Annotated in this window: 21 protein-coding genes and 1 tRNA gene; 14 read left to right on the top strand and 8 right to left on the bottom strand. The window is 69.0% G+C overall.

Going from position 1 to position 18,744, the window contains the following annotated elements; translation table 11 throughout:
- Positions 1-168 precede the first annotated feature (168 nt).
- Positions 169-1,515 (bottom strand): nicotinate phosphoribosyltransferase, encoded by a 1,347-nt coding sequence (locus ABZ484_RS07140; RefSeq protein WP_358864856.1) that lies wholly within the window; start codon positions 1,513-1,515, stop codon positions 169-171.
- A 193-nt stretch (positions 1,516-1,708) separates the two neighbouring features.
- Between ABZ484_RS07140 and clpS the strand changes: the two genes are divergently transcribed.
- From clpS to ABZ484_RS07095, 9 genes are all read left to right on the top strand, one after another.
- Positions 1,709-2,026, top strand: coding sequence for an ATP-dependent Clp protease adapter ClpS (clpS, locus tag ABZ484_RS07135; RefSeq protein ID WP_030167345.1), 318 nt, complete (start codon positions 1,709-1,711; stop codon positions 2,024-2,026).
- A gap of 82 nt (positions 2,027-2,108) precedes the next feature.
- On the top strand, positions 2,109-2,714 hold the full coding sequence (locus tag ABZ484_RS07130) for a DUF2017 domain-containing protein (RefSeq protein ID WP_358864855.1): 606 nt from the start codon (positions 2,109-2,111) through the stop codon (positions 2,712-2,714).
- A gap of 351 nt (positions 2,715-3,065) precedes the next feature.
- On the top strand, positions 3,066-4,487 hold the full coding sequence (locus tag ABZ484_RS07125) for an amino acid permease (RefSeq protein ID WP_358864854.1): 1,422 nt from the start codon (positions 3,066-3,068) through the stop codon (positions 4,485-4,487).
- 136 nt (positions 4,488-4,623) lie between these two features.
- Positions 4,624-5,046, top strand: coding sequence for a M67 family metallopeptidase (locus ABZ484_RS07120; protein WP_358864853.1), 423 nt, complete (start codon positions 4,624-4,626; stop codon positions 5,044-5,046).
- Between the two features lie 79 nt (positions 5,047-5,125).
- Positions 5,126-5,221, top strand: coding sequence for a putative leader peptide (locus ABZ484_RS07115; RefSeq protein ID WP_311318800.1), 96 nt, complete (start codon positions 5,126-5,128; stop codon positions 5,219-5,221).
- A gap of 117 nt (positions 5,222-5,338) precedes the next feature.
- Positions 5,339-5,617, top strand: a complete 279-nt coding sequence (locus ABZ484_RS07110; protein WP_358864852.1) for a MoaD/ThiS family protein — start codon at positions 5,339-5,341, stop codon at positions 5,615-5,617.
- A gap of 17 nt (positions 5,618-5,634) precedes the next feature.
- Positions 5,635-6,585, top strand: coding sequence for a cysteine synthase (locus ABZ484_RS07105; RefSeq protein WP_358864851.1), 951 nt, complete (start codon positions 5,635-5,637; stop codon positions 6,583-6,585).
- A 316-nt stretch (positions 6,586-6,901) separates the two neighbouring features.
- A complete protein-coding gene (locus ABZ484_RS07100) occupies positions 6,902-8,971 on the top strand; it encodes a putative Ig domain-containing protein (protein ID WP_358864850.1) in 2,070 nt (689 codons plus the stop codon).
- Positions 8,972-9,179: 208 nt separating this feature from the next.
- Entirely contained in the window at positions 9,180-9,758 is a 579-nt protein-coding gene (locus ABZ484_RS07095; protein ID WP_358864849.1) for a hypothetical protein, read from the top strand.
- Positions 9,759-9,760: 2 nt separating this feature from the next.
- On the opposite strand, the gene ABZ484_RS07090 is transcribed toward ABZ484_RS07095, so the two are convergent.
- Positions 9,761-10,216, bottom strand: coding sequence for a type II toxin-antitoxin system PemK/MazF family toxin (locus ABZ484_RS07090; RefSeq protein WP_358864848.1), 456 nt, complete (start codon positions 10,214-10,216; stop codon positions 9,761-9,763).
- Between the two features lie 212 nt (positions 10,217-10,428).
- Here ABZ484_RS07090 and ABZ484_RS07085 point away from each other — a divergent pair, with 212 nt between their 5' ends.
- Complete coding sequence (locus ABZ484_RS07085) at positions 10,429-11,181, top strand: MBL fold metallo-hydrolase (protein ID WP_358864847.1); 753 nt, start codon at positions 10,429-10,431, stop codon at positions 11,179-11,181.
- A gap of 66 nt (positions 11,182-11,247) precedes the next feature.
- Here the strand turns inward: ABZ484_RS07085 and ABZ484_RS07080 are convergent, their stop codons facing one another.
- Complete coding sequence (locus tag ABZ484_RS07080) at positions 11,248-12,504, bottom strand: PTS transporter subunit EIIC (protein ID WP_358864846.1); 1,257 nt, start codon at positions 12,502-12,504, stop codon at positions 11,248-11,250.
- A 143-nt stretch (positions 12,505-12,647) separates the two neighbouring features.
- A complete protein-coding gene (locus ABZ484_RS07075; RefSeq protein ID WP_358864845.1) occupies positions 12,648-13,943 on the bottom strand; it encodes a PTS transporter subunit EIIC in 1,296 nt (431 codons plus the stop codon).
- Between the two features lie 228 nt (positions 13,944-14,171).
- Here ABZ484_RS07075 and ABZ484_RS07070 point away from each other — a divergent pair, with 228 nt between their 5' ends.
- From ABZ484_RS07070 to rdgB, 4 genes are all read left to right on the top strand, one after another.
- Positions 14,172-14,405 (top strand): PTS glucose/sucrose transporter subunit IIB, encoded by a 234-nt coding sequence (locus ABZ484_RS07070; protein ID WP_030167375.1) that lies wholly within the window; start codon positions 14,172-14,174, stop codon positions 14,403-14,405.
- A 97-nt stretch (positions 14,406-14,502) separates the two neighbouring features.
- A complete protein-coding gene (rph, locus tag ABZ484_RS07065) occupies positions 14,503-15,240 on the top strand; it encodes a ribonuclease PH (protein WP_358864844.1) in 738 nt (245 codons plus the stop codon).
- Positions 15,241-15,361: 121 nt separating this feature from the next.
- Positions 15,362-15,772 carry a hypothetical protein gene (locus tag ABZ484_RS07060; protein ID WP_358864843.1) on the top strand — a complete coding sequence of 137 codons (411 nt, stop codon included), beginning with the start codon at positions 15,362-15,364 and terminating at the stop codon, positions 15,770-15,772.
- 22 nt (positions 15,773-15,794) lie between these two features.
- Positions 15,795-16,397, top strand: coding sequence for an RdgB/HAM1 family non-canonical purine NTP pyrophosphatase (gene rdgB, locus ABZ484_RS07055; RefSeq protein WP_358864842.1), 603 nt, complete (start codon positions 15,795-15,797; stop codon positions 16,395-16,397).
- Positions 16,398-16,457: 60 nt separating this feature from the next.
- Here rdgB and ABZ484_RS07050 read toward each other — a convergent pair.
- From ABZ484_RS07050 to bcp, 4 genes are all read right to left on the bottom strand, one after another.
- Positions 16,458-16,533 (bottom strand) — tRNA-Leu (locus ABZ484_RS07050).
- 9 nt (positions 16,534-16,542) lie between these two features.
- Positions 16,543-17,406, bottom strand: coding sequence for an HNH endonuclease (locus ABZ484_RS07045; RefSeq protein WP_358864841.1), 864 nt, complete (start codon positions 17,404-17,406; stop codon positions 16,543-16,545).
- Entirely contained in the window at positions 17,403-17,567 is a 165-nt protein-coding gene (locus ABZ484_RS07040; protein WP_358864871.1) for an HNH endonuclease, read from the bottom strand. Before ABZ484_RS07040 ends, ABZ484_RS07045 begins: the two co-directional genes overlap by 4 nt.
- Before the next feature lie 594 nt (positions 17,568-18,161).
- Positions 18,162-18,629, bottom strand: coding sequence for a thioredoxin-dependent thiol peroxidase (bcp, locus tag ABZ484_RS07035; protein ID WP_358864840.1), 468 nt, complete (start codon positions 18,627-18,629; stop codon positions 18,162-18,164).
- Positions 18,630-18,744: the final 115 nt, after the last annotated feature.

The raw sequence follows: 18,744 nt of genomic DNA, 5'->3' as shown, positions 1-18,744 counted from the left end.
TGCGGCTGTGCATCTCTCTTTCCGTACTCGCCGCTGTTGCGTTCTCTGGTGCCGCACCTCGCCGCGTTGTCGTCGGTCGCCGATGCTCCGCATCGACTCCCTCCTCCGCCTTGCGATGCACGGCACCAGCCGCCGCTCCCTGACCCGGCCTGATCGACGAGACACCACCTAGCTACCCGAGCCCTCCTGGACGTACTCCGTCGGAAGGACGGGTTCCCCGCGGGAGAGCTGGGTCGCGGACAGCGGGAGATTGGCGCGGACGGCGCAGTGCCGGTCGCGTACGGCGTCCAGCGGCTCGCGGCCGACGACCTCGCCGCCCTTGACCAGCTGCACCAGCAGCTGCCGGCCGGCCAGCTCGTCGGGCACCGGGCCGGTGCCCACCACCTCGGTCTCCGCGACGCCGTACGCGTCCAGCCGGCGCGCCGCCCACTTGCGGCCGCCGATGGACGTCTTGCCGCCGCTGGACTTCTTCGCCACCGGTGTCAGCGGAGCGTCCGGATCGGCGGACTCGGCGCGGGCGACCAGCTTGTAGACCATCGAGCAGGTCGGGTGGCCGGAGCCGGTGACCAGCTGGGTGCCGACGCCGTACGCGTCCACGGGCGCCGCCGCGAGCGAGGCGATGGCGTACTCGTCGAGGTCGGAGGTCACGACGATCTTCGTGTCACGGGCGCCCAGCTCGTCCAGCTGCTGCCGTACCCGGTGCGCGACCAGCAGCAGGTCGCCGGAGTCGATGCGCACCGCGCCCAGCTCGGGCCCGGTGATCTCCACGGCCGTACGGACGGCCTCGGCGACGTCGTAGGTGTCCACCAGCAGCGTGGTGCCCCGGCCGAGCGAGTCGACCTGGGCGCGGAAGGCGTCCCGCTCGGAGTCGTGCAGCAGGGTGAAGGCGTGGGCGGCGGTGCCGACGGTGGGGATGTTGTACCGGAAGCCCGCGGCCAGGTCGGAGGTGGAGGAGAAGCCGCCGACGTAGGCGGCGCGGGCGGCGGCGACGGCGCCCAGCTCGTGGGTGCGGCGGGCGCCCATCTCGATCAGCGGCCGGTCACCGGCGGCCGAGGACATCCGGGAGGCGGCGGCCGCGATCGCCGAGTCGTGGTTGAGGATCGACAGGATGACGGTCTCCAGCAGCACGCACTCGGCGAAGGAGCCCTCGACCCGCATGATCGGCGAGCCCGGGAAGTACACCTCGCCCTCGGGGTAGCCCCAGATGTCGCCGCTGAACCGGTAGTCGGCCAGCCACTGGAGAGTGGCCTCGTCCACCACCCCGTGCTCGCGCAGGAAGCCGAGGACGCCCGCGTCGAAGCGGAAGTTCTCCACCGCGTCCAGGACACGCCCGGTCCCGGCCACGACGCCGTACCGGCGTCCGTCGGGCAGCCGCCTGGTGAAGACCTCGAAGACGCTGCGCCGTCCGGCCGTCCCGGCCCGCAGAGCGGCCTGCAGCATCGTCAGCTCGTATTGGTCGGTGAAGAGCGCCGTCGAGGGAACGTCCACCGGCAGCCTGAGGTCCGCTGCGTTCAACACGCCTCTCCTAGTCATGAATCTGCGGTCCCCCCGAGTGACTGCCGGGGGTCCGGGGGGTGTCCCCCGGTGTTCGCGGTATGACCAGGCATCGTACTCCCATTTCGTCAGTCTGACGATTTAAGATTTCCCGCCCGTCACCACCCGGCCGCCGCCCTGCCTGTTTGTGCTCCCACCCCCCTGTAGTGGCAGCATGGGCCATGTGACGGCAGCCGCACCCATCGAGATCGAGAAGACCGAGTCGGCGGAAGAGGTCTCCGCCGTACCCGAGCCGGACGTCCCCTGGGTGACGATCGTCCACAACGATCCCGTCAATCTCATGAGCTATGTGACGTATGTCTTCCAGACGTACTTCGGCTACTCCAAGGACAAGGCCACCAAGCTCATGCTCGACGTCCACCACAAGGGCCGGGCGATCGTCTCCAGCGGCAGCCGCGAGGAGATGGAACGGGACGTTCAGGCCATGCACGGCTACGGCCTGTGGGCCACGCTCCAGCAGGACCGCAAGTAGTCACGCACAGTCACGCAGCAGCCATCCAGCAGCCGTGGGCAGCAGGACAGCCCGGACCGACCGGAAGCAGCGAACCCCTTCCATGCCAGGACACTTCGAACCGCTCCCCGGCGGCGGCGCGGCCGTCGCCCTCGACGAGGTGGAGATCTCCATCATCCGGTCGCTGGCCGTGCAGCTCCTGGAGCTGATCGGCCCCGGCCCCGCCGAGGACACCCCCGCCGACCCGCTCGCCGAACTCTTCGCCGAGGGCCCGAGCGAACCGCCCGCCGACCCGGTCCTCAAGCGGCTGTTCCCGGACGCCTACAGCGACCCGGAGGAGCAGCCGGGCAGCCCGCAGGAGGCGGCCGAGCAGCGCGCCCACTCGGCGGAGTTCCGCCGCTACACCGAGAACGACCTGCGCGCCGGCAAACGCGAGAACGCGCTCGCGGTGGTCCACTCCCTCAACGAGCTGTCCCCGGCGGGCGAGGGCGGGGCCGTGCTGAAGCTGTCGCCGCAGGAGTCCCGGCGCTGGCTCGGTGCCCTGAACGACCTGCGCCTGGCCATCGGCTCCCGGCTGGAGATCACCGACGAGGACGACGCCGACGATCTCTACACCCTCCCCGACGAGGACGCGCGCAAGCCGATGGTGATGGCGTATCTGTGGCTCGGAGGGCTCCAGGAGACCCTCGTCACCACCCTCATGCCCTGATCGGCATGCCCGGATCGATCCGGATCGATCCCATTTCCGCCGCTTCTGTGTTCGCTCAGCGGACGCTCAGATCCGCATAACGATCCTGTTACCGCGGTGCCCCCGTATGCCCGATTCCGGTGGCCTTTGCCCGTTCCTAGTTGTGTGATGCATCACAGGCCCCACCTGTGATCTCTGTAAAGGTCGTGGTACATCTTCACGACCGCCCGGCGAACACCACCCATGTCCGCCGGGTGCGCCACCACGCCGACGACCGTCGGTTGGCACCAGCTCCATCACATCCGGGGGGATCGGGACCCGATCCGCGGCCGACTCAAGGCCCGGGTCGGCATGGAGAAAGGCGCACCATCCATGACCTCAGTGCAGGTCGACCAGCATCGCGACGGCAAAGAGGCCGCGCGGGACGGCGAGGGGTATCAGCGCGGGCTCGGCGCCCGGCAGATCCAGATGATCGCCATCGGCGGTGCCATCGGCACCGGCCTCTTCCTCGGCGCGGGCAAGGGCATCTCCAAGGCCGGACCCAGTCTGATCCTGGCCTATGCCATCGCCGGCCTCGTCATCTTCTTCATCATGCGGGCGCTCGGCGAACTGCTGATGTACCGCCCGGTGTCCGGTTCCTTCTCGGAGTACGCGCGCGAGTTCATCGGCCCCTTCGCGGGCTTCGTGACCGGCTGGACGTACTGGCTGTTCTGGGTCGTCACCGGCATCACCGAGGTCACCGCCGCGGCCGCCTACATGACGTACTGGTGGGACATCCCGCAGTGGCTGTCCGCCCTGATCTTCACCGTCGTCCTCTACGGCGCGAACCTGATCTCCGTGAAGCTCTTCGGTGAGCTGGAGTTCTGGTTCTCGATGGTCAAGGTCACCGCGATCATCGGCATGATCCTCATCTGCGCGGGCATCCTGACGATCGGCTTCTCCGACGCCGGCGACACCGCGTCCGTGGCCCACCTGTGGAACGAGGGCGGCTTCTTCCCGCACGGCGTCGGCAGCACGCTGATGACCCTCCAGATGGTGATGTTCGCCTTCCTCGCCGTCGAGCTGGTCGGTGTCACCGCGGGCGAGTCCAAGGACCCCAAGACCGTGCTGCCCCGCGCGATCAACACCGTGCCGTGGCGCATCGCCGTCTTCTACGTCGGCGCGCTGATCATGATCCTGTCGGTCGTGCCGTGGACGAACTTCCACCCGGGCGTGAGCCCCTTCGTCGCCGCCTTCCAGAAGATGGGCCTGGCCGCCGGCGCGGGCATCGTCAACTTCGTCGTCCTGACCGCCGCCCTGTCGTCCTGCAACTCGGGCATGTACTCCACCGGCCGCATGCTGCGCGACCTCGCGCTCAACAGCCAGGGCCCGAAGTTCTTCACCAAGCTGACGCCCAGCGGCACCCCGCTCATCGGCACGACGTTCTCCGCCGCGCTGATGCTGGTCGGCGTGTGGATCAACTACCAGTGGCCGGGCAAGGCGTTCGACTACGTGGTGTCCTTCGCCACCATCTCCGGCATGTGGGCCTGGATCGTCATCCTGATCAGCCAGATCCGCTACCGCGCCAAGGCCGACCGCGGCGAGCTGCCCCGCTCGGAGTTCCGCGCCCCGGGCGCCCCGTTCACCAGCTGGTTCGCGCTGGCGTTCATCGCCATGGTGATCGTGATGATGGGCATCGACAAGGACGCCCGCATCTCCCTGTACTGTGCGCCGCTGTGGGGCGTGATCCTGGGCGTCTCCTACTGGGTGCTCAGGCGCCGCAACCCGGAGGCCGCCGCCTTCAGCAGGCGCTGACCTCCCGGCGAGCCGGACGTCCGGCGGGAGCGGATACTCGTGGAAGCCGCTCCCGCCGCCGCTCAGGGCGTCCGCCATGTGGGCCGTTCCGTACCACTCCCCGGTACGGAGCGGCCCATCTGCTTATCCTTTGGCCATGCTGACCATCACCCAGTCGCTCTACGACCAGATCGTCGCCCACGCCCGCGAGGACCACCCCGACGAGGCGTGCGGCGTGGTCGCCGGTCCCGTGGGCGCCGGCCGCCCCGAGCGGTTCATCCCCATGCTCAACGCGGCCCGCTCGCCCACCTTCTACGAGTTCGACTCGCAGGACCTGCTCAAGCTCTACCGCGAGATGGACGACCGCGACGAGGAGCCGGTGATCATCTACCACTCCCACACCGCGACCGAGGCCTACCCCTCCCGCACCGACATCTCCTACGCCAACGAGCCCGGCGCCCACTACGTCCTGGTGTCCACGGCGGACACCGACGGGGCCGGCGAGTTCCAGTTCCGCTCGTTCCGGATCGTGGCGGGCGAGGTCACGGAGGAGGAGGTCAAGGTGGTCGAGGCCTACTGATCCCACATCGTGGACGGAATCGGTCCGAAGTGCGAGATCACACTCGGGGACCGGTACCGGGAATCGATACGATGACCGCATGGTTCTGAACGACGTGAGCGACAAGACGCCGGGCATGCTGCTCGTGGCGCGGCTGCACGTCGACCTGTGCAGGCTGAACAGCGCCATCTGTTGACGTTCTCCTGCCGCCGTCCGGCCGTGAGCCGCGGCGCTTCCCTGTGCCGACCGCCTGGGAGAACCCATCGCGCGCCGCACCCTTTCGACGACACCTTCCTGACAGGAGCCCGCAACCATGGCCATCGAGGTCCGCATCCCGACCATCCTCCGCACCTACACCGACGGGCAGAAGGCGGTGGAGGGCAACGGGGAGACCCTCGCCGAGCTCTTCGCCGACCTCGAGGCCCGGCACCCGGGCATCCAGGCCCGCATCGTCGACGGCGACCAGCTGCGCCGGTTCGTCAACGTCTACCTGAACGACGAGGACGTCCGCTTCCTGGACGGCATCAACACCAAGCTGGCCGACGGCGACAACGTGACGATCCTGCCGGCCGTCGCCGGCGGCATGCGCTGATCGGTCGCTGAGCAGCGATGCGCTACGACTCCCCGCTGGCCGCGGTCGGCAACACCCCTCTGGTGCGCCTGCCGCGGCTCTCGCCGTCCGCCGACGTCCGCATCTGGGCGAAGCTGGAGGACCGCAACCCGACCGGCTCGGTCAAGGACCGCCCCGCCCTGCACATGATCGAGCAGGCGGAGAAGGACGGCCGGCTCACCCCGGGCTGCACGATCCTCGAGCCCACCTCCGGCAACACCGGCATCTCGCTGGCCATGGCGGCCAAGCTCAAGGGCTACCGCATGGTGTGCGTGATGCCGGAGAACACCTCGCAGGAGCGCCGGGACCTGCTCGGCATGTGGGGCGCGGAGATCATCTCCTCCCCGGCAGCGGGCGGCTCCAACACCGCCGTGCGCGTGGCCAAGGAACTGGCCGCCGAGCACCCGGACTGGGTGATGCTCTACCAGTACGGCAACCCGGACAACGCCGGCGCCCACTACGCCACCACCGGGCCCGAGATCCTCGCCGACCTGCCCTCGATCACGCACTTCGTCGCGGGCCTGGGCACCACCGGCACCCTGATGGGCGTCGGGCGCTATCTGCGCGAGCACAGGCCCGGCGTGCAGATCGTCGCCGCCGAACCGCGCTACGACGACCTGGTGTACGGCCTGCGCAACCTCGACGAGGGCTTCGTCCCCGAGCTCTACGACGCCTCCGTCCTCACCGCCCGCTTCTCCGTCGGCTCCGCCGACGCGGTCACCCGCACCCGTGAACTCCTCCAGCAGGAGGGCATCTTCGCGGGCGTCTCCACCGGCGCCGCCCTGCACGCGGCCATCGGCGTCGGCAGGAAGGCGGTCAAGGCGGGACAGAGCGCCGACATCGTGTTCGTCGTCGCCGACGGCGGCTGGAAGTACCTCTCCACCGGCGTCTACACGGCCGCCACCACGGAAGAGGCCATCGAGACGCTCCAGGGCCAGCTCTGGGCGTAGGGCCGTAGGGCCAGGCCGTAGGGTCGTAGGGCCTTTTCAGCGACAGGCCCTGGCCCTGCTCGGGCACGCGCGCGGCCCCCTCTCTCATGTGGGGGCTAAGCGCATCCTATGGAGACGCAAAGAATTCGCTCCGGTACTGCCGGGTAGCACGCGCTGGTATTACGTTCCTCCCGCGCCCTGTCATGTCACGCTCACCCAGCGCCATGACGGGCGTCTGCGAGTGTCATGCTCATGACTGCGCGGTCTCGCCGCCGCTACGCGCGTCACGGGCTGCCAATCCAGTGCGAATCCCCACGTCAACCGGAGGCAGTACCCCATGCGTGAGTCACGCCCGAGCCGGCAAAGACGGAGTCTGAGAAGACTCCTCGCCGTCGCGTTCCCCGCCCTCGCCCTCACCGTCGCCGGACTCGTCGCCGCCCCCACGGCCGGCGCCCAGCCCGCCGCCGCGGCGCAGCCGCACCTCACCAGAACCGCGCAGAACGCCAAGGCCCTGACCGCCCCCGAGCGCCAGACCTTCCACTCCACCGGCAAGGCCGGCCAGAAGGTCCCCACCCAGCACCTGTGCGCCACCGCCGAGCCGGGCCACGCCTCCTGCTTCGCCCAGCGCCGCACCGACATCAAGCAGCGCCTCGCCTCGGCGCTCGCGGCCGCCGCGCCCTCCGGCCTCTCCCCGGCCAACCTGCACAGTGCCTACAACCTGCCCACCACGGGCGGCTCCGGCCTGACCGTCGCCGTCGTCGACGCCTACAACGACCCCAACGCCGAGTCGGACCTGGCCACCTACCGCTCGACCTACGGCCTGTCGCCGTGCACCAAGGCCAACGGCTGCTTCAAGCAGGTCAGCCAGACCGGCTCCACCACCTCGCTGCCCTCCAACGACACCGGCTGGGCCGGCGAGGAGGCACTCGACATCGACATGGTCAGCGCCGTCTGCCCGAACTGCAACATCATCCTCGTGGAGGCCAACTCGGCCAACGACACCGACCTCGGCATAGCCGAGAACGAGGCCGTCGCCCTCGGGGCCAAGTTCGTCTCCAACAGCTGGGGCGGCGACGAGGCGTCCAACCAGACCACCGAGGACTCCCAGTACTTCAGGCACCCGGGCGTCGCCATCACCGTCTCCGCCGGTGACTCCGGCTACGGCGCCGAGTACCCGGCGACCTCCCAGTACGTGACCGCCGTCGGCGGCACCGCGCTGACCACCGCCTCCAACTCCCGCGGCTGGAGCGAGAGCGTCTGGCACACCAACTCCACCGAGGGCACCGGTTCCGGCTGCTCCGCCTACGACCCCAAGCCCAGCTGGCAGACCGACACCGGCTGCGCCAAGCGCATGGAGGCCGACGTCTCCGCGGTCGCCGACCCCGCCACCGGCGTCGCCGTCTACGACACCTACGGCGGCTCCGGCTGGGCGGTCTACGGCGGCACCAGCGCCTCCGCCCCGATCATCGCCGGCGTCTACGCCCTCGCGGGCACCCCGGGCAGCGGCGACTACCCGGCGAAGTACCCGTACTCCCACACCGGCAACCTGTACGACGTCACCAGCGGCAGCAACGGCTCCTGCTCGACCTCGTACTTCTGCACCGCCCGCACCGGCTACGACGGCCCGACCGGCTGGGGCACCCCCAACGGCACCACCGCCTTCACCTCCGGCACCACCAGCGGCAACACGGTGACCGTCACCAACCCGGGCAGCCAGTCCACCGCCACCGGAAGCTCCGTCAGCCTCCAGATACACGCCACCGACAGCGCCGGCGCCGCCCTCACCTACAGCGCCACCGGCCTGCCCACCGGACTGTCCGTCAACAGCTCCACCGGCCTGATCTCCGGCACCGCGTCCACCGCGGGCATCTACCAGGTCACGGTCACCGCCAAGGACTCCACCGGCGCCTCCGGCTCGGCCTCCTTCACCTGGACCGTCGGCTCCTCCGGCGGCACCTGCACCTCGGCGCAGCTGCTCGGCAACCCGGGCTTCGAGTCCGGCACCACCGCCTGGACCGCCACCAGCGGCGTCATCACCAACGACAGCGGTGAGCCCGCCCACAGCGGCTCCTACAAGGCCTGGCTCGACGGCTACGGGACCACCCACACCGACACCCTGTCCCAGTCGGTGACCATCCCCGCCGGCTGCAAGGCCACCCTCACGTTCTACCTGCACATCGACACGTCGGAGAGCGGCAGCACCGCCTACGACAAGCTCACGGTGACGGCAGGCTCGAAGACCCTGGCGACGTACTCGAACGTCAACGCCGCCTCGGGCTACGCCCAGAAGTCCTTCGACCTGTCCTCGCTGGCCGGTTCCACGGTCACGCTGAAGTTCAGCGGCGCCGAGGACTCCTCCCTGCAGACCAGCTTCGTCGTCGACGACACGGCGATCACGACCGGCTGATCCGCGGACGCGCGAAGGGGCCCCGGCCGGGCGAGCGTGATCCGGCCGGGGTTCCGGCGTGCGCGGACCGGCCGGGGCTCCGGCGTGCGCGGACCGGCCGGAGCCCCGGCGTGCGCGGGGGAGCGGATCCTGATGTGCTGGAGAAACGTCACATCGGCATCAGGGCACTGGGCACCCGTGACCGGGACAGCAGAAAGGCGGCCGCCCCATGCGCCGTACGACGTCCACAACGCTCCACCGCACCGCCGTCGCCACCGCCACGGCGGCGGCAGCGGCCCTGCTCGCCGCCGGCTGCGGAGCGCAGCACGACGGCAGGGGCGGCGGCGCCCCGGGTTCCGCGGCCTCGAGTCCCACGGGCTCCGCGGGCTCCACGGGCTCCACGGGCGGCGGTCCGGCGTCCCCGTCGGCCGCCTCGCCGGCCTCTCCTTCGGCCACCCCGTCCGCGCCCGCATCCAAGGCCCCCTCCGGCTGCACCGGCCAGGCCCAGCTCGGCGCCGCCGACTCCGGCCGCACCGTCTGCCTCACCGTCGGCGGGTACCTGCGCCTCACCCTGGACGGCACCAAGGACCGCCCCTGGACCCCGGTCAAGGCCACCGGCACCGCCCTGAAGGGGGCCGACCCGGGCATCGTGATCCTGCCGGGCGACGCCCTCGCCGCCTACACCGCGGCCGCGCCCGGCACGGCCCGGCTGACCTCGTCCCGCCCACTGTGTGCGACCGGCCCCCACACGATCTCCTGCAAGGGCATCCAGGAGTGGACGGTCACCGTGAGGGTGACGCGACCATGACCTCAACCGGCCAGGTACCGCACCTGGTCCCAGAGCACCGGATCCACGACGCCCACCCGGCGCCGGAAGTCCCACACGGGCACCTCCCGCACCTCGTCGGTCTCCAGGAAGCTGGTCCGCCCCTGCGCGTCACCCACCGAGCCGGGCGGCAGGGGAATCACCCCGGCCCGCTCGTCGTGGTACCGGCTGGTGATCTTGGCGACCCGGGCGCGCTTGCCGTGCACGGACAGCACCAGGCAGGGACGGTCCCCGGTCCCCGAGCCCTCCTCGTGGGGCACGTTCGCCCACCAGATCTCCGCCGGCTGCGGCCGGGCGGCACCACCCCGCCCCAGCGCGCGCCCCGGCGACCGCGTCCTGCGTCCCGGGGGCCTGCGACCCCGCCCCCAGCCGTCCACGAGCGTGGCGACGAGCGCGAGCAGTACCACTGCCGCGAGCGCCAGCCACCACGACGTGTCCATAAGGACGACGGTACCGGCGCGAGACCTCCAGCGCGCGCCCTCTTTCACACCTCATGCGCCCCACGTCCAGCCGAACCGGTGACACCACAGGTGAGTTCGCCCACAACCGCCCTTGCCGGAGGAGCTACCGGCCGTTTCGCGCCTTACGCTCGACGGACCGCACGACCCCCGTCACCTTCTGTATCTTTCCCGCCAGCGGAGGTTTCTTCTCCATGAAGCTCACCGTCGTCGGCTGCTCGGGGTCGTTCCCGTCCGCGGAATCGGCCTGCTCGAGCTACCTCGTAGAGGCCGACGGCTTCCGGCTGCTCCTCGACATGGGCAACGGCGCCCTGGGCGAGCTGCAGCGCCACTGCGGTCTCTACGACCTCGACGCGATCTTCCTGAGCCATCTGCACGCCGACCACTGCATCGACATGTGCGCCTACTTCGTCGCGCGCTACTACCGGCACGACGGCGGGCCCTGCGCCCCTCTGCCGGTCTACGGCCCCGAGGGCACCGAGCACCGGCTGACCACCGCCTACGCCGACACCCCCACCGCCTCGTCCATGAGCGAGGTCTTCGACTTCCACACGGTCAAGCCGGGCACCTTCGACATCGGCCCCTTCACCGTGCACACCGAACTGGTGGCCCACCCGGTGGAGGCGTACGCCATCCGAATCGAGCACGGCGGCCGCGCCCTGACCTACTCGGGCGACACCGGCGTCAGCGAGGCCCTGGAGGAACTCGCCCGGGACACCGACCTGTTCCTGTCCGAGGCGGCCTTCACGGACGGCAAGGAATCCATCCCCGACCTCCACCTCAACGGCCGCGAGGCGGGCGAGACCGCCGCCCGCGCCCGTGCCCGCCGCCTCGTCCTCACCCACATCCCCCCGTGGACCGACCCCCAGATCAACCTCGCCCACGCCCGCGCGGTCTACTCCGGCCCGGTGGAACTGGCGGCGCCGGGAGCGGTGTACGAGATCTGACGCTCCGCCGACACGAGAAGGCCCCCGAGCAGTGCGCTCGGGGGCCTTCTCACATCCGGGGAGGACTCACGCCTTGGTGAGGTCCTCGACCTCCTCCTCGGGCTCACGGCCCGGGGTGGGGAGGTTGAACTTGACGATGGCGAAGCGGAAGACGAAGTAGTAGATCGCCGCGAATACCAAGCCGATCGGGATGATCAGCCATGGCTTGGTGTCCAGCTTCCAGTAGAGGACGTAGTCGATGAGTCCACCGGAGAAGTTGAAGCCCGCGTGGACACCCAGGCCCCAGGTCACCGCGAGGGACACAGCGGCGAGCACCGCGTGGATCACGTAAAGGAGCGGAGCGATGAACATGAACGAGAACTCGATCGGCTCGGTGACACCGGTGACGAAGGACGTAAGGGCCAGCGACGTCATCATGCCCAGTACGGCCTTGCGGCGCTCCGGGCGAGCCGTGTGGGCCATGGCGAGCGCGGCGGCCGGCAGGCCGAACATCATGATCGGGAAGAACCCGGACATGAACATGCCCGCCGTCGGGTCGCCGGCCAGGAAGCGCCCGTAGTCGCCGTGCACGATCTGGCCGGCCGAGTCCTTGAAGTCGCCGAGCTGGAACCATGCCACGGTGTTCACGAACTGATGCATGCCGATCGGAATCAGCCCGCGGTTGATCAGGCCGAACAGGGCGGCCCCGACGGAGCCGAGACCGGTCATCCACTCGCCGAAGTTGCTGATGCCCTCACCGATGGGCTTCCAGATCAGCCCGAAGAAGACACCCATCACGATGCCTACGAAGGCCATGATGATCGGCACCAGCCGACGGCCGTTGAAGAAGCCCAGCCAGTCGACCAGCTTGGTGCGGTGGTACCGCTGCCAGAGCACCGCGGCGAGCAGACCCATGATGATGCCGCCGAGGACACCGGGGTCGTTGTAGGTCGCGGCGATGTCCGCGCCGTTCTGGATCTTGGCCTCGGTGACCGGGAAGGACTGGAGGACCTTGCTGTAGACCAGGAAGCCCACCAGGGCGGCGAGAGCGGTCGAACCGTCCGCCTTCTTGGCGAAGCCGATGGCGACGCCGACGCAGAAGAGAATCGGCAGACTGCCGGTGATGGCGCTGCCCGCGTTGCCGAAGACCGATGCGACCTTGTCCCAGCCGAGACCATCGGCTCCGAAGACATCCGGCTGACCAAGCCGGACCATCAAGCCCGCCGCCGGCAGTACGGCGATCGGAAGCTGAAGGCTTCGGCCAACTTTCTGCAGGCCCTGGAACAGGCCTGAACCCCGCTTCTTCGCGGGAGCCGCCGACGATGTCGCGGTGGCGGTGCTCATTCGTCCTCCATCGGGTGGTGGTCTACACCACTCAGTGGTGTAGACCTGTTGTAGCACGATGAAGGTGAGGTAAGGAACCCGCGAACTTGCGACCGTTCCACTACGGGCCGTAGAGGTGATGTTCGTGCTGCTGGAGGGGGCCGTCAGGCCCTCGTGGTGTCCTCCACTTCCTCCTCCGGCTCACGCCCCGGAGTCCGCAGGTCGAACCTCGTGATCGCGAAACGGAAGACCGCGTAGTACACCACCGCGAAGCACAGCCCGATCGGCACGATCGCCCACGGCCGGGTCGCGAGGTTCCAGTTGATCACATAGTCGATCAGACCCGCCGAGAAGCTGAACCCGTCGTGCACGCCCAGCGCCCACGTCACCGCCATCGACACACCCGTCAGCACCGCGTGCACCGCGTAGAGCAGCGGAGCGATGAACATGAACGAGTACTCGATCGGCTCGGTGATCCCCGTGACGAACGACGTCAGCGCCACCGACAGCATCAGCCCGCCGACCTCCTTGCGCCGGCCCGGCCGGGCGGTGTGCGTGATCGCCAGTGCCGCCGCGGGCAGCGCGAACATCATGATCGGGAAGAAACCCGAGGTGAACTGGCCCGCGTTCGGATCCCCCGCCAGGAACATGTTGATGTCACCGTGCACCACCGTCCCGTCGGGCTTGGTGTAGCTGCCGAACTGGAACCACAGCGGCACGTTCAGGAACTGGTGCAGGCCGATGACCAGCAGCGCCCGGTTCGCCAGACCGAAGATCCCGGCACCCCAGGCCCCCGCGTCGTGCAGCCAGTCGCTGAAACTCTCCAGCCCGTCGCCGATCGGCGGCCACACCCACAGACACAGGGCGGCGAAGAGGATCGCCACGAACGCCATGATGATCGGCACCAGCCGGCGGCCGTTGAAGAACCCCAGCCAGTCCACCAGCCGCGTCCGGTGGAAACGCTGCCAGAAGAAAGCGGACAGCAGCCCCATCACGATCCCGCCGAAGACCCCGGGATTCTGGTACGTGAACGCCGTCACCGTCCCGCTCGCCGCCTGACAGCCGGTCGCGACCACCTTCGCACCCGCCGGACAGGTGATCGGGAACTGGTGCAGCACGTTGTAGTAGACGAGGAAGCCCGCCACCGCCGCCAGCGCGGTCGAGCCGTCCGCCTTCCTCGCCATGCCGATCGCCACACCGACGCAGAACAGCATCGGCAGCCCCAGCTGGCCGTCGAGCAGCGCGCCGCCCGCCCCCGCCATCACCTTCGAGACATCGGTCCAGCCCAGCCCGTCCTTGCCGAACACGTCCGGCTGCCCCAGCCGGTTCAGGATGCCCGCCGCCGGCAGCACCGCGATCGGCAGCTGAAGACTGCGGCCCATCTTCTGAAGACCCTGGAACAGGGTGTTCCAGCGCTCGCGCACGGGAGAGACCCTGGCGTCGGCGCTGTCCGCACTCATGGGCGTCCTTCCCCGGCTCCGCTCCTGGACGCGGCACCGGCCCGCTCCGGGGCACGGCACCGTGTCCGGCCCGCGTTTGGCCACCGCCCCAACGGTGGTGTAGACCAGTTGACGGACGGTTCCGCTGTCGTGAACGCCATCCTTCGGCACCCACGGCACGACCGCTCGCGAAGATGGGCCAATTGTGGGTTACTGCCACAAAGCGGTTTCGGACCAGGGAGAAGGAACATGGCCAGCAAGGCTGAGAAGATCGTTGCCGGGCTCGGCGGCATCGACAACATCGAAGAGGTCGAGGGCTGCATCACCCGCCTCCGCACCGAGGTCAACGACGCCTCGCTGGTCGACGAGGCCGCGCTCAAGGCAGCAGGCGCCCACGGCGTCGTGAAGATGGGCAACGCCATCCAGGTCGTCATCGGCACCGACGCCGACCCCATCGCCGCGGAGATCGAAGACATGATGTGACCCCTGCGCGGTCCACACGGACCGCGGGGTTCACCTGGAAGGGGCTCTTCCCGACACGGGAGGAGCCCCTTCCGCGCAGGGGGCTAGGCTCGGCACCATGTCTCGAATCGACGGCCGCACCCCCGAACAACTCCGCCCGGTCACCATCGAACGCGGCTGGAGCAAGCACGCAGAAGGCTCCGTCCTCGTCTCCTTCGGCGACACCAAGGTCCTCTGCACCGCCTCCTTCACCGAAGGCGTCCCGCGCTGGCGCAAGGGCAGCGGCGAGGGCTGGGTCACCGCCGAATACGCCATGCTGCCCCGCGCCACCAACACCCGAGGCGACCGCGAGTCCGTCAAGGGCAGGATCGGCGGCCGCACCCACGAGATCAGCCGCCTCATCGGCCGGTCCCTGCGCGCCGTCGTCGACTACAAGGCACTCGGCGAGAACACCGTCGTCCTGGACTGCGACGTCCTCCAGGCCGACGGCGGCACCCGCACCGCAGCCATCACCGGCGCCTACGTCGCCCTCGCCGACGCCGTCACCTGGGCCCAGGGCAAGAAACTGATCAAGCCCGGCCGCCAGCCGCTCACCGGCACCGTCAGCGCGGTCTCCGTCGGCATCGTCGGAGGAGTCCCGCTCCTCGACCTCCGCTACGAGGAGGACGTGCGCGCCGACACCGACATGAACGTCGTCTGCACCGGCGACGGCCGCTTCGTCGAGGTCCAGGGCACCGCCGAGGCCGCGCCCTTCGCCCGCGAGGAACTCAACACCCTGCTCGACCTCGCCGTGGCCGGCTGCACGGACCTCGCCGCGATCCAGCGCACGGCACTCGAGGCCACACGCGCAAAGTAAAGGGAGCCTCAAGACAGGCGACCGTCGAGGGCAACCCCGGCCACCCGGCCCGCGTCCCTACCGGTACGGGCGCACGGCACCACCGCCGTACGCCCGGCCACGACAGGGAGGGAACCGAACCATGGCCGCGAGCCGCCACCGACGACGCCCGGGCCGCACCACCGCCATCGCCGCCGCCACGGCCGCCGTCGCACTCGCCGTCTCCGCCCTCACCGGATGCGACGCGGTCGACAAGGCCCTGGACTGCGTCCAGACCGCCGACTCCATCGCCGACAGCGTCACCGACCTCCAGCAAGCGGTCCAGAACGCGTCGAACGACCCGACACAGACCGACGAAGCCCTCGCCGCCATCGAGAAGGACCTGAAGAAGATCGGCGACAAGACGGACAACACCGACGTCAACAAGGCCGTCGACGACTTGGGCAAGGCCGTGGACAACGTCCGCACCGCCGTCAGGAACGGCGACAAGACCCCGGACGTCACCCCGGTCACCGACGCCGCCGGTGAACTCACCAAGGTCTGCACACCCTGACGGTCCCCCGATACTGGTGAGCATGACCCGCTTGATCCTCGCCACCCGCAACGCCGGAAAGATCACCGAACTCAGGGCGATCCTCGCCGACGCAGGCCTCCCCCACGAACTCGTCGGCACCGACGCCTACCCGGAGATCCCCGACGTCAAGGAAACAGGCGTCACCTTCGCCGAGAACGCCCTGCTCAAAGCCCACACCCTGGCCCAGGCGACAGGCCTCCCGGCGGTCGCCGACGACTCCGGCCTCTGCGTCGACGTCCTCGGCGGCGCCCCCGGCATCTTCTCGGCCCGCTGGTCCGGCAAGCACGGCGACGACCAGGCCAACCTGGACCTCCTCCTCGCCCAGCTCTCCGACATCGCGGAGGAGCACCGGGGGGCCCACTTCGCCTGCGCGGCAGCCCTGGCCCTGCCGGACGGCACGGAGCGGGTGGTGGAAGGCCAACTGAGGGGCACTCTGCGCCACACCCCCGCCGGCACCAACGGCTTCGGCTACGACCCGATCCTCCAGCCGGACGGCGAGACCCGCACCTGCGCGGAGCTGACCCCCGACGAGAAGAACGCGATCAGCCACCGCGGCAAGGCGTTCCGGGCACTGGTACCGGTGGTGCGGGAGCTGTTGGGCTGAGGCAGGGCCGGCAAGAACCAGGAAGGGCGCGGCTCCCTGTTGGGAGCCACGCCCTGAATGTGGGGCCGACGAGACTCGAACTCGCACTGTTCACTACCTAAAAGTGATGCCTCCTGCCAAGTTGGGCTACGGCCCCACGCACAGCTTACTGGTACTTGGGGAGCTGTTTCGGCGGGATCAGTTGACCGCGCGATCGGTTGGAGAACGTGGCTGTCTGACTGTGGCAGGACGGGCACAGGTAACGCAGGTTCTCCCGGCGGTTGTCCAGACGATCGCCGTTGATGTGATCGATCTCCAGGACGAGTCGTCTGCCCTGCCATGTGTCCCCGACGTCGCACTGCTCGCAGACACGCGGCACACCGAGGTCGTCCAGGGCCCGCCGGAGCAGAGCCGTCTTGGTGCGGGGGCATCCGGGAGCAAGGCGTGCCAGGATCTCCCCGGCGGACTTGCGCTGTGGGGAGCGGGTGCCGCGAAAGTGGCCCTGCCCTGTGAAGTGGGCCGTCGACAGGCCGTACGCTTCGATACTGCGCTTCACGATCGTCCTGGCCGCGCCGCCGCTTCGGCCGAGAGCGGCCAGGACCCCTGCCAAGCTCTTGGCGGTTTTCACCGCAGCCGCCAGTTCGTTCCGAGGGAGAAGGCCAGGACCATATGCGCGTCCGCCGGTGAAGTGCGAGGTGTCGATCCCGAACTTGTTCAGCTTCTTCCTGATGTGGCCGTACGGGCCGTCTTGTGGAGGAATGCCCATGTACTCCAGCACCTCTCTGATGCTGTGTGCGTGAGCGGCGGCTTCTCTGAGGAGTTCTTCCGGATAACTGCGCCGTTTGCGTTCCGGCAGCGGCTCCTCGCGGAAGTGCGAGGTGTCGATGCCGTAGTGCTGCAGACGCGCTCTGAGATAGCGGCGAGGGCCGCTCCCCAACGGCGCTCCGAGCATGTGCATCAGGTCGACCATGCTGGTGGCCTTGGCGGCGGTGTATGTCAACAGGTCGCGGGTGTACTTCGACCCGCTCATGCGGCCTTGCGCCTACGGCCTCGGTATGTGTCCGTCACGGCATGGCAGTTGGGGCACAAAAGCTGAAGGTTCACCGGACGGTTGTCCCACCAGTCGCCATTGATGTGGTCGACTTCCAACCGGAGGGGTTTGCCGTTCCAGCTGGGGCCGATGCCGCACATGACGCAGCGTTCCGGAACCCCGGCTCGAAGCAAGTGGCGCAGCAGTCGGCTTCCTGGGACCCTGCCGGCCTGTGGCGACCTGACACTGAGTGGATCGCTGTGCGTACTTTTCGTACTCCGCGGTTGTGCGACGAAGTGGGACGTGTCGAGGCCCAGGGTTGCGATACGGCGACTGATGTGCGTGTGGTTGCCACCGACAGGGCTGATGCCCAGGCGGCGAAGTACCTCCTTGACGCTGGTCGACGCGGCCACGACTTCGCGGAGTGTCTCCTCGGTGTGGCGCGCCCACTTTGTCGGAAAGTGTGAGACATCCACGTCTGCCTCGGCCATTTTCTGACGCAGATAGCGCCTGCTGCCGGGTGTGGGCGTCCCTCCGCACCACCGTACGGCGTCGTCCCAGCTCGTCGTGGCCCGCGCCGCCTCTTCGAGTAGCTCACGGGTATACCTGGCGCCCATCGTCCCCTCCGGTTCCGGCCACATGTTCGCGGCCTCGTACGGAGTAACGAACCGGTAATCGGACAGTCACGCATGAAAATGCGAAACGGCTCACCCCGGGTGCTCCCGGTGTGAGCCGTCACGTCGCGGAGAGGCGCCTCAGAGACCCAGATCCTTGATGATCTTGGCTACGTGGCCCGTGGCCCGGACGTTGTACAGGGCCCGTTCGACCTTGCCGTTCTCGTCGACGACGATCGTGGAGCGGATGACGCCCATGTAGGTCTTGCCGTAGTTCTTCTTCTCGCCGTAGGCGGCGTAGGACTCGGTGACCTTCTTGTCGGGGTCGGCGAGGAGGGTGACCTTCAGGGATTCCTTGTCGCGGAACTTCGCCAGTTTCTCCGGCTTGTCGGGGGAGATGCCGATGACGTCGTAGCCGGCGCCCGCCAGGAGGTCGAGGTTGTCGGTGAAGTCGCAGGCCTGCTTGGTGCAGCCGGGGGTGAGGGCGGCCGGGTAGAAGTAGACGATGACCTTGCGGCCCTTGTGGTCGGCCAGCGACACCTCGTTTCCGTCGGCGTCGGGGAGGGTGAAGGCGGGGGCCACGTCCCCGGGCTGGAGTCGCTCGGTCATCGAAGCTCGTCTCCTCGTGCGTGCCAATACCGTGTCGGTCCGAGGGTAACCGGGGGTGCCGACAGCGCGGTCCCGGCCGAAGCTGACAGACTGTACTGAACAGGCATCAGTGGAC

Origin of the sequence: Streptomyces sp. NPDC006393 (genome assembly GCF_040628575.1) — a bacterium.
GTDB lineage: Bacteria > Actinomycetota > Actinomycetes > Streptomycetales > Streptomycetaceae > Streptomyces.
This window is presented reverse-complemented; position numbering and strand designations above follow the sequence as displayed.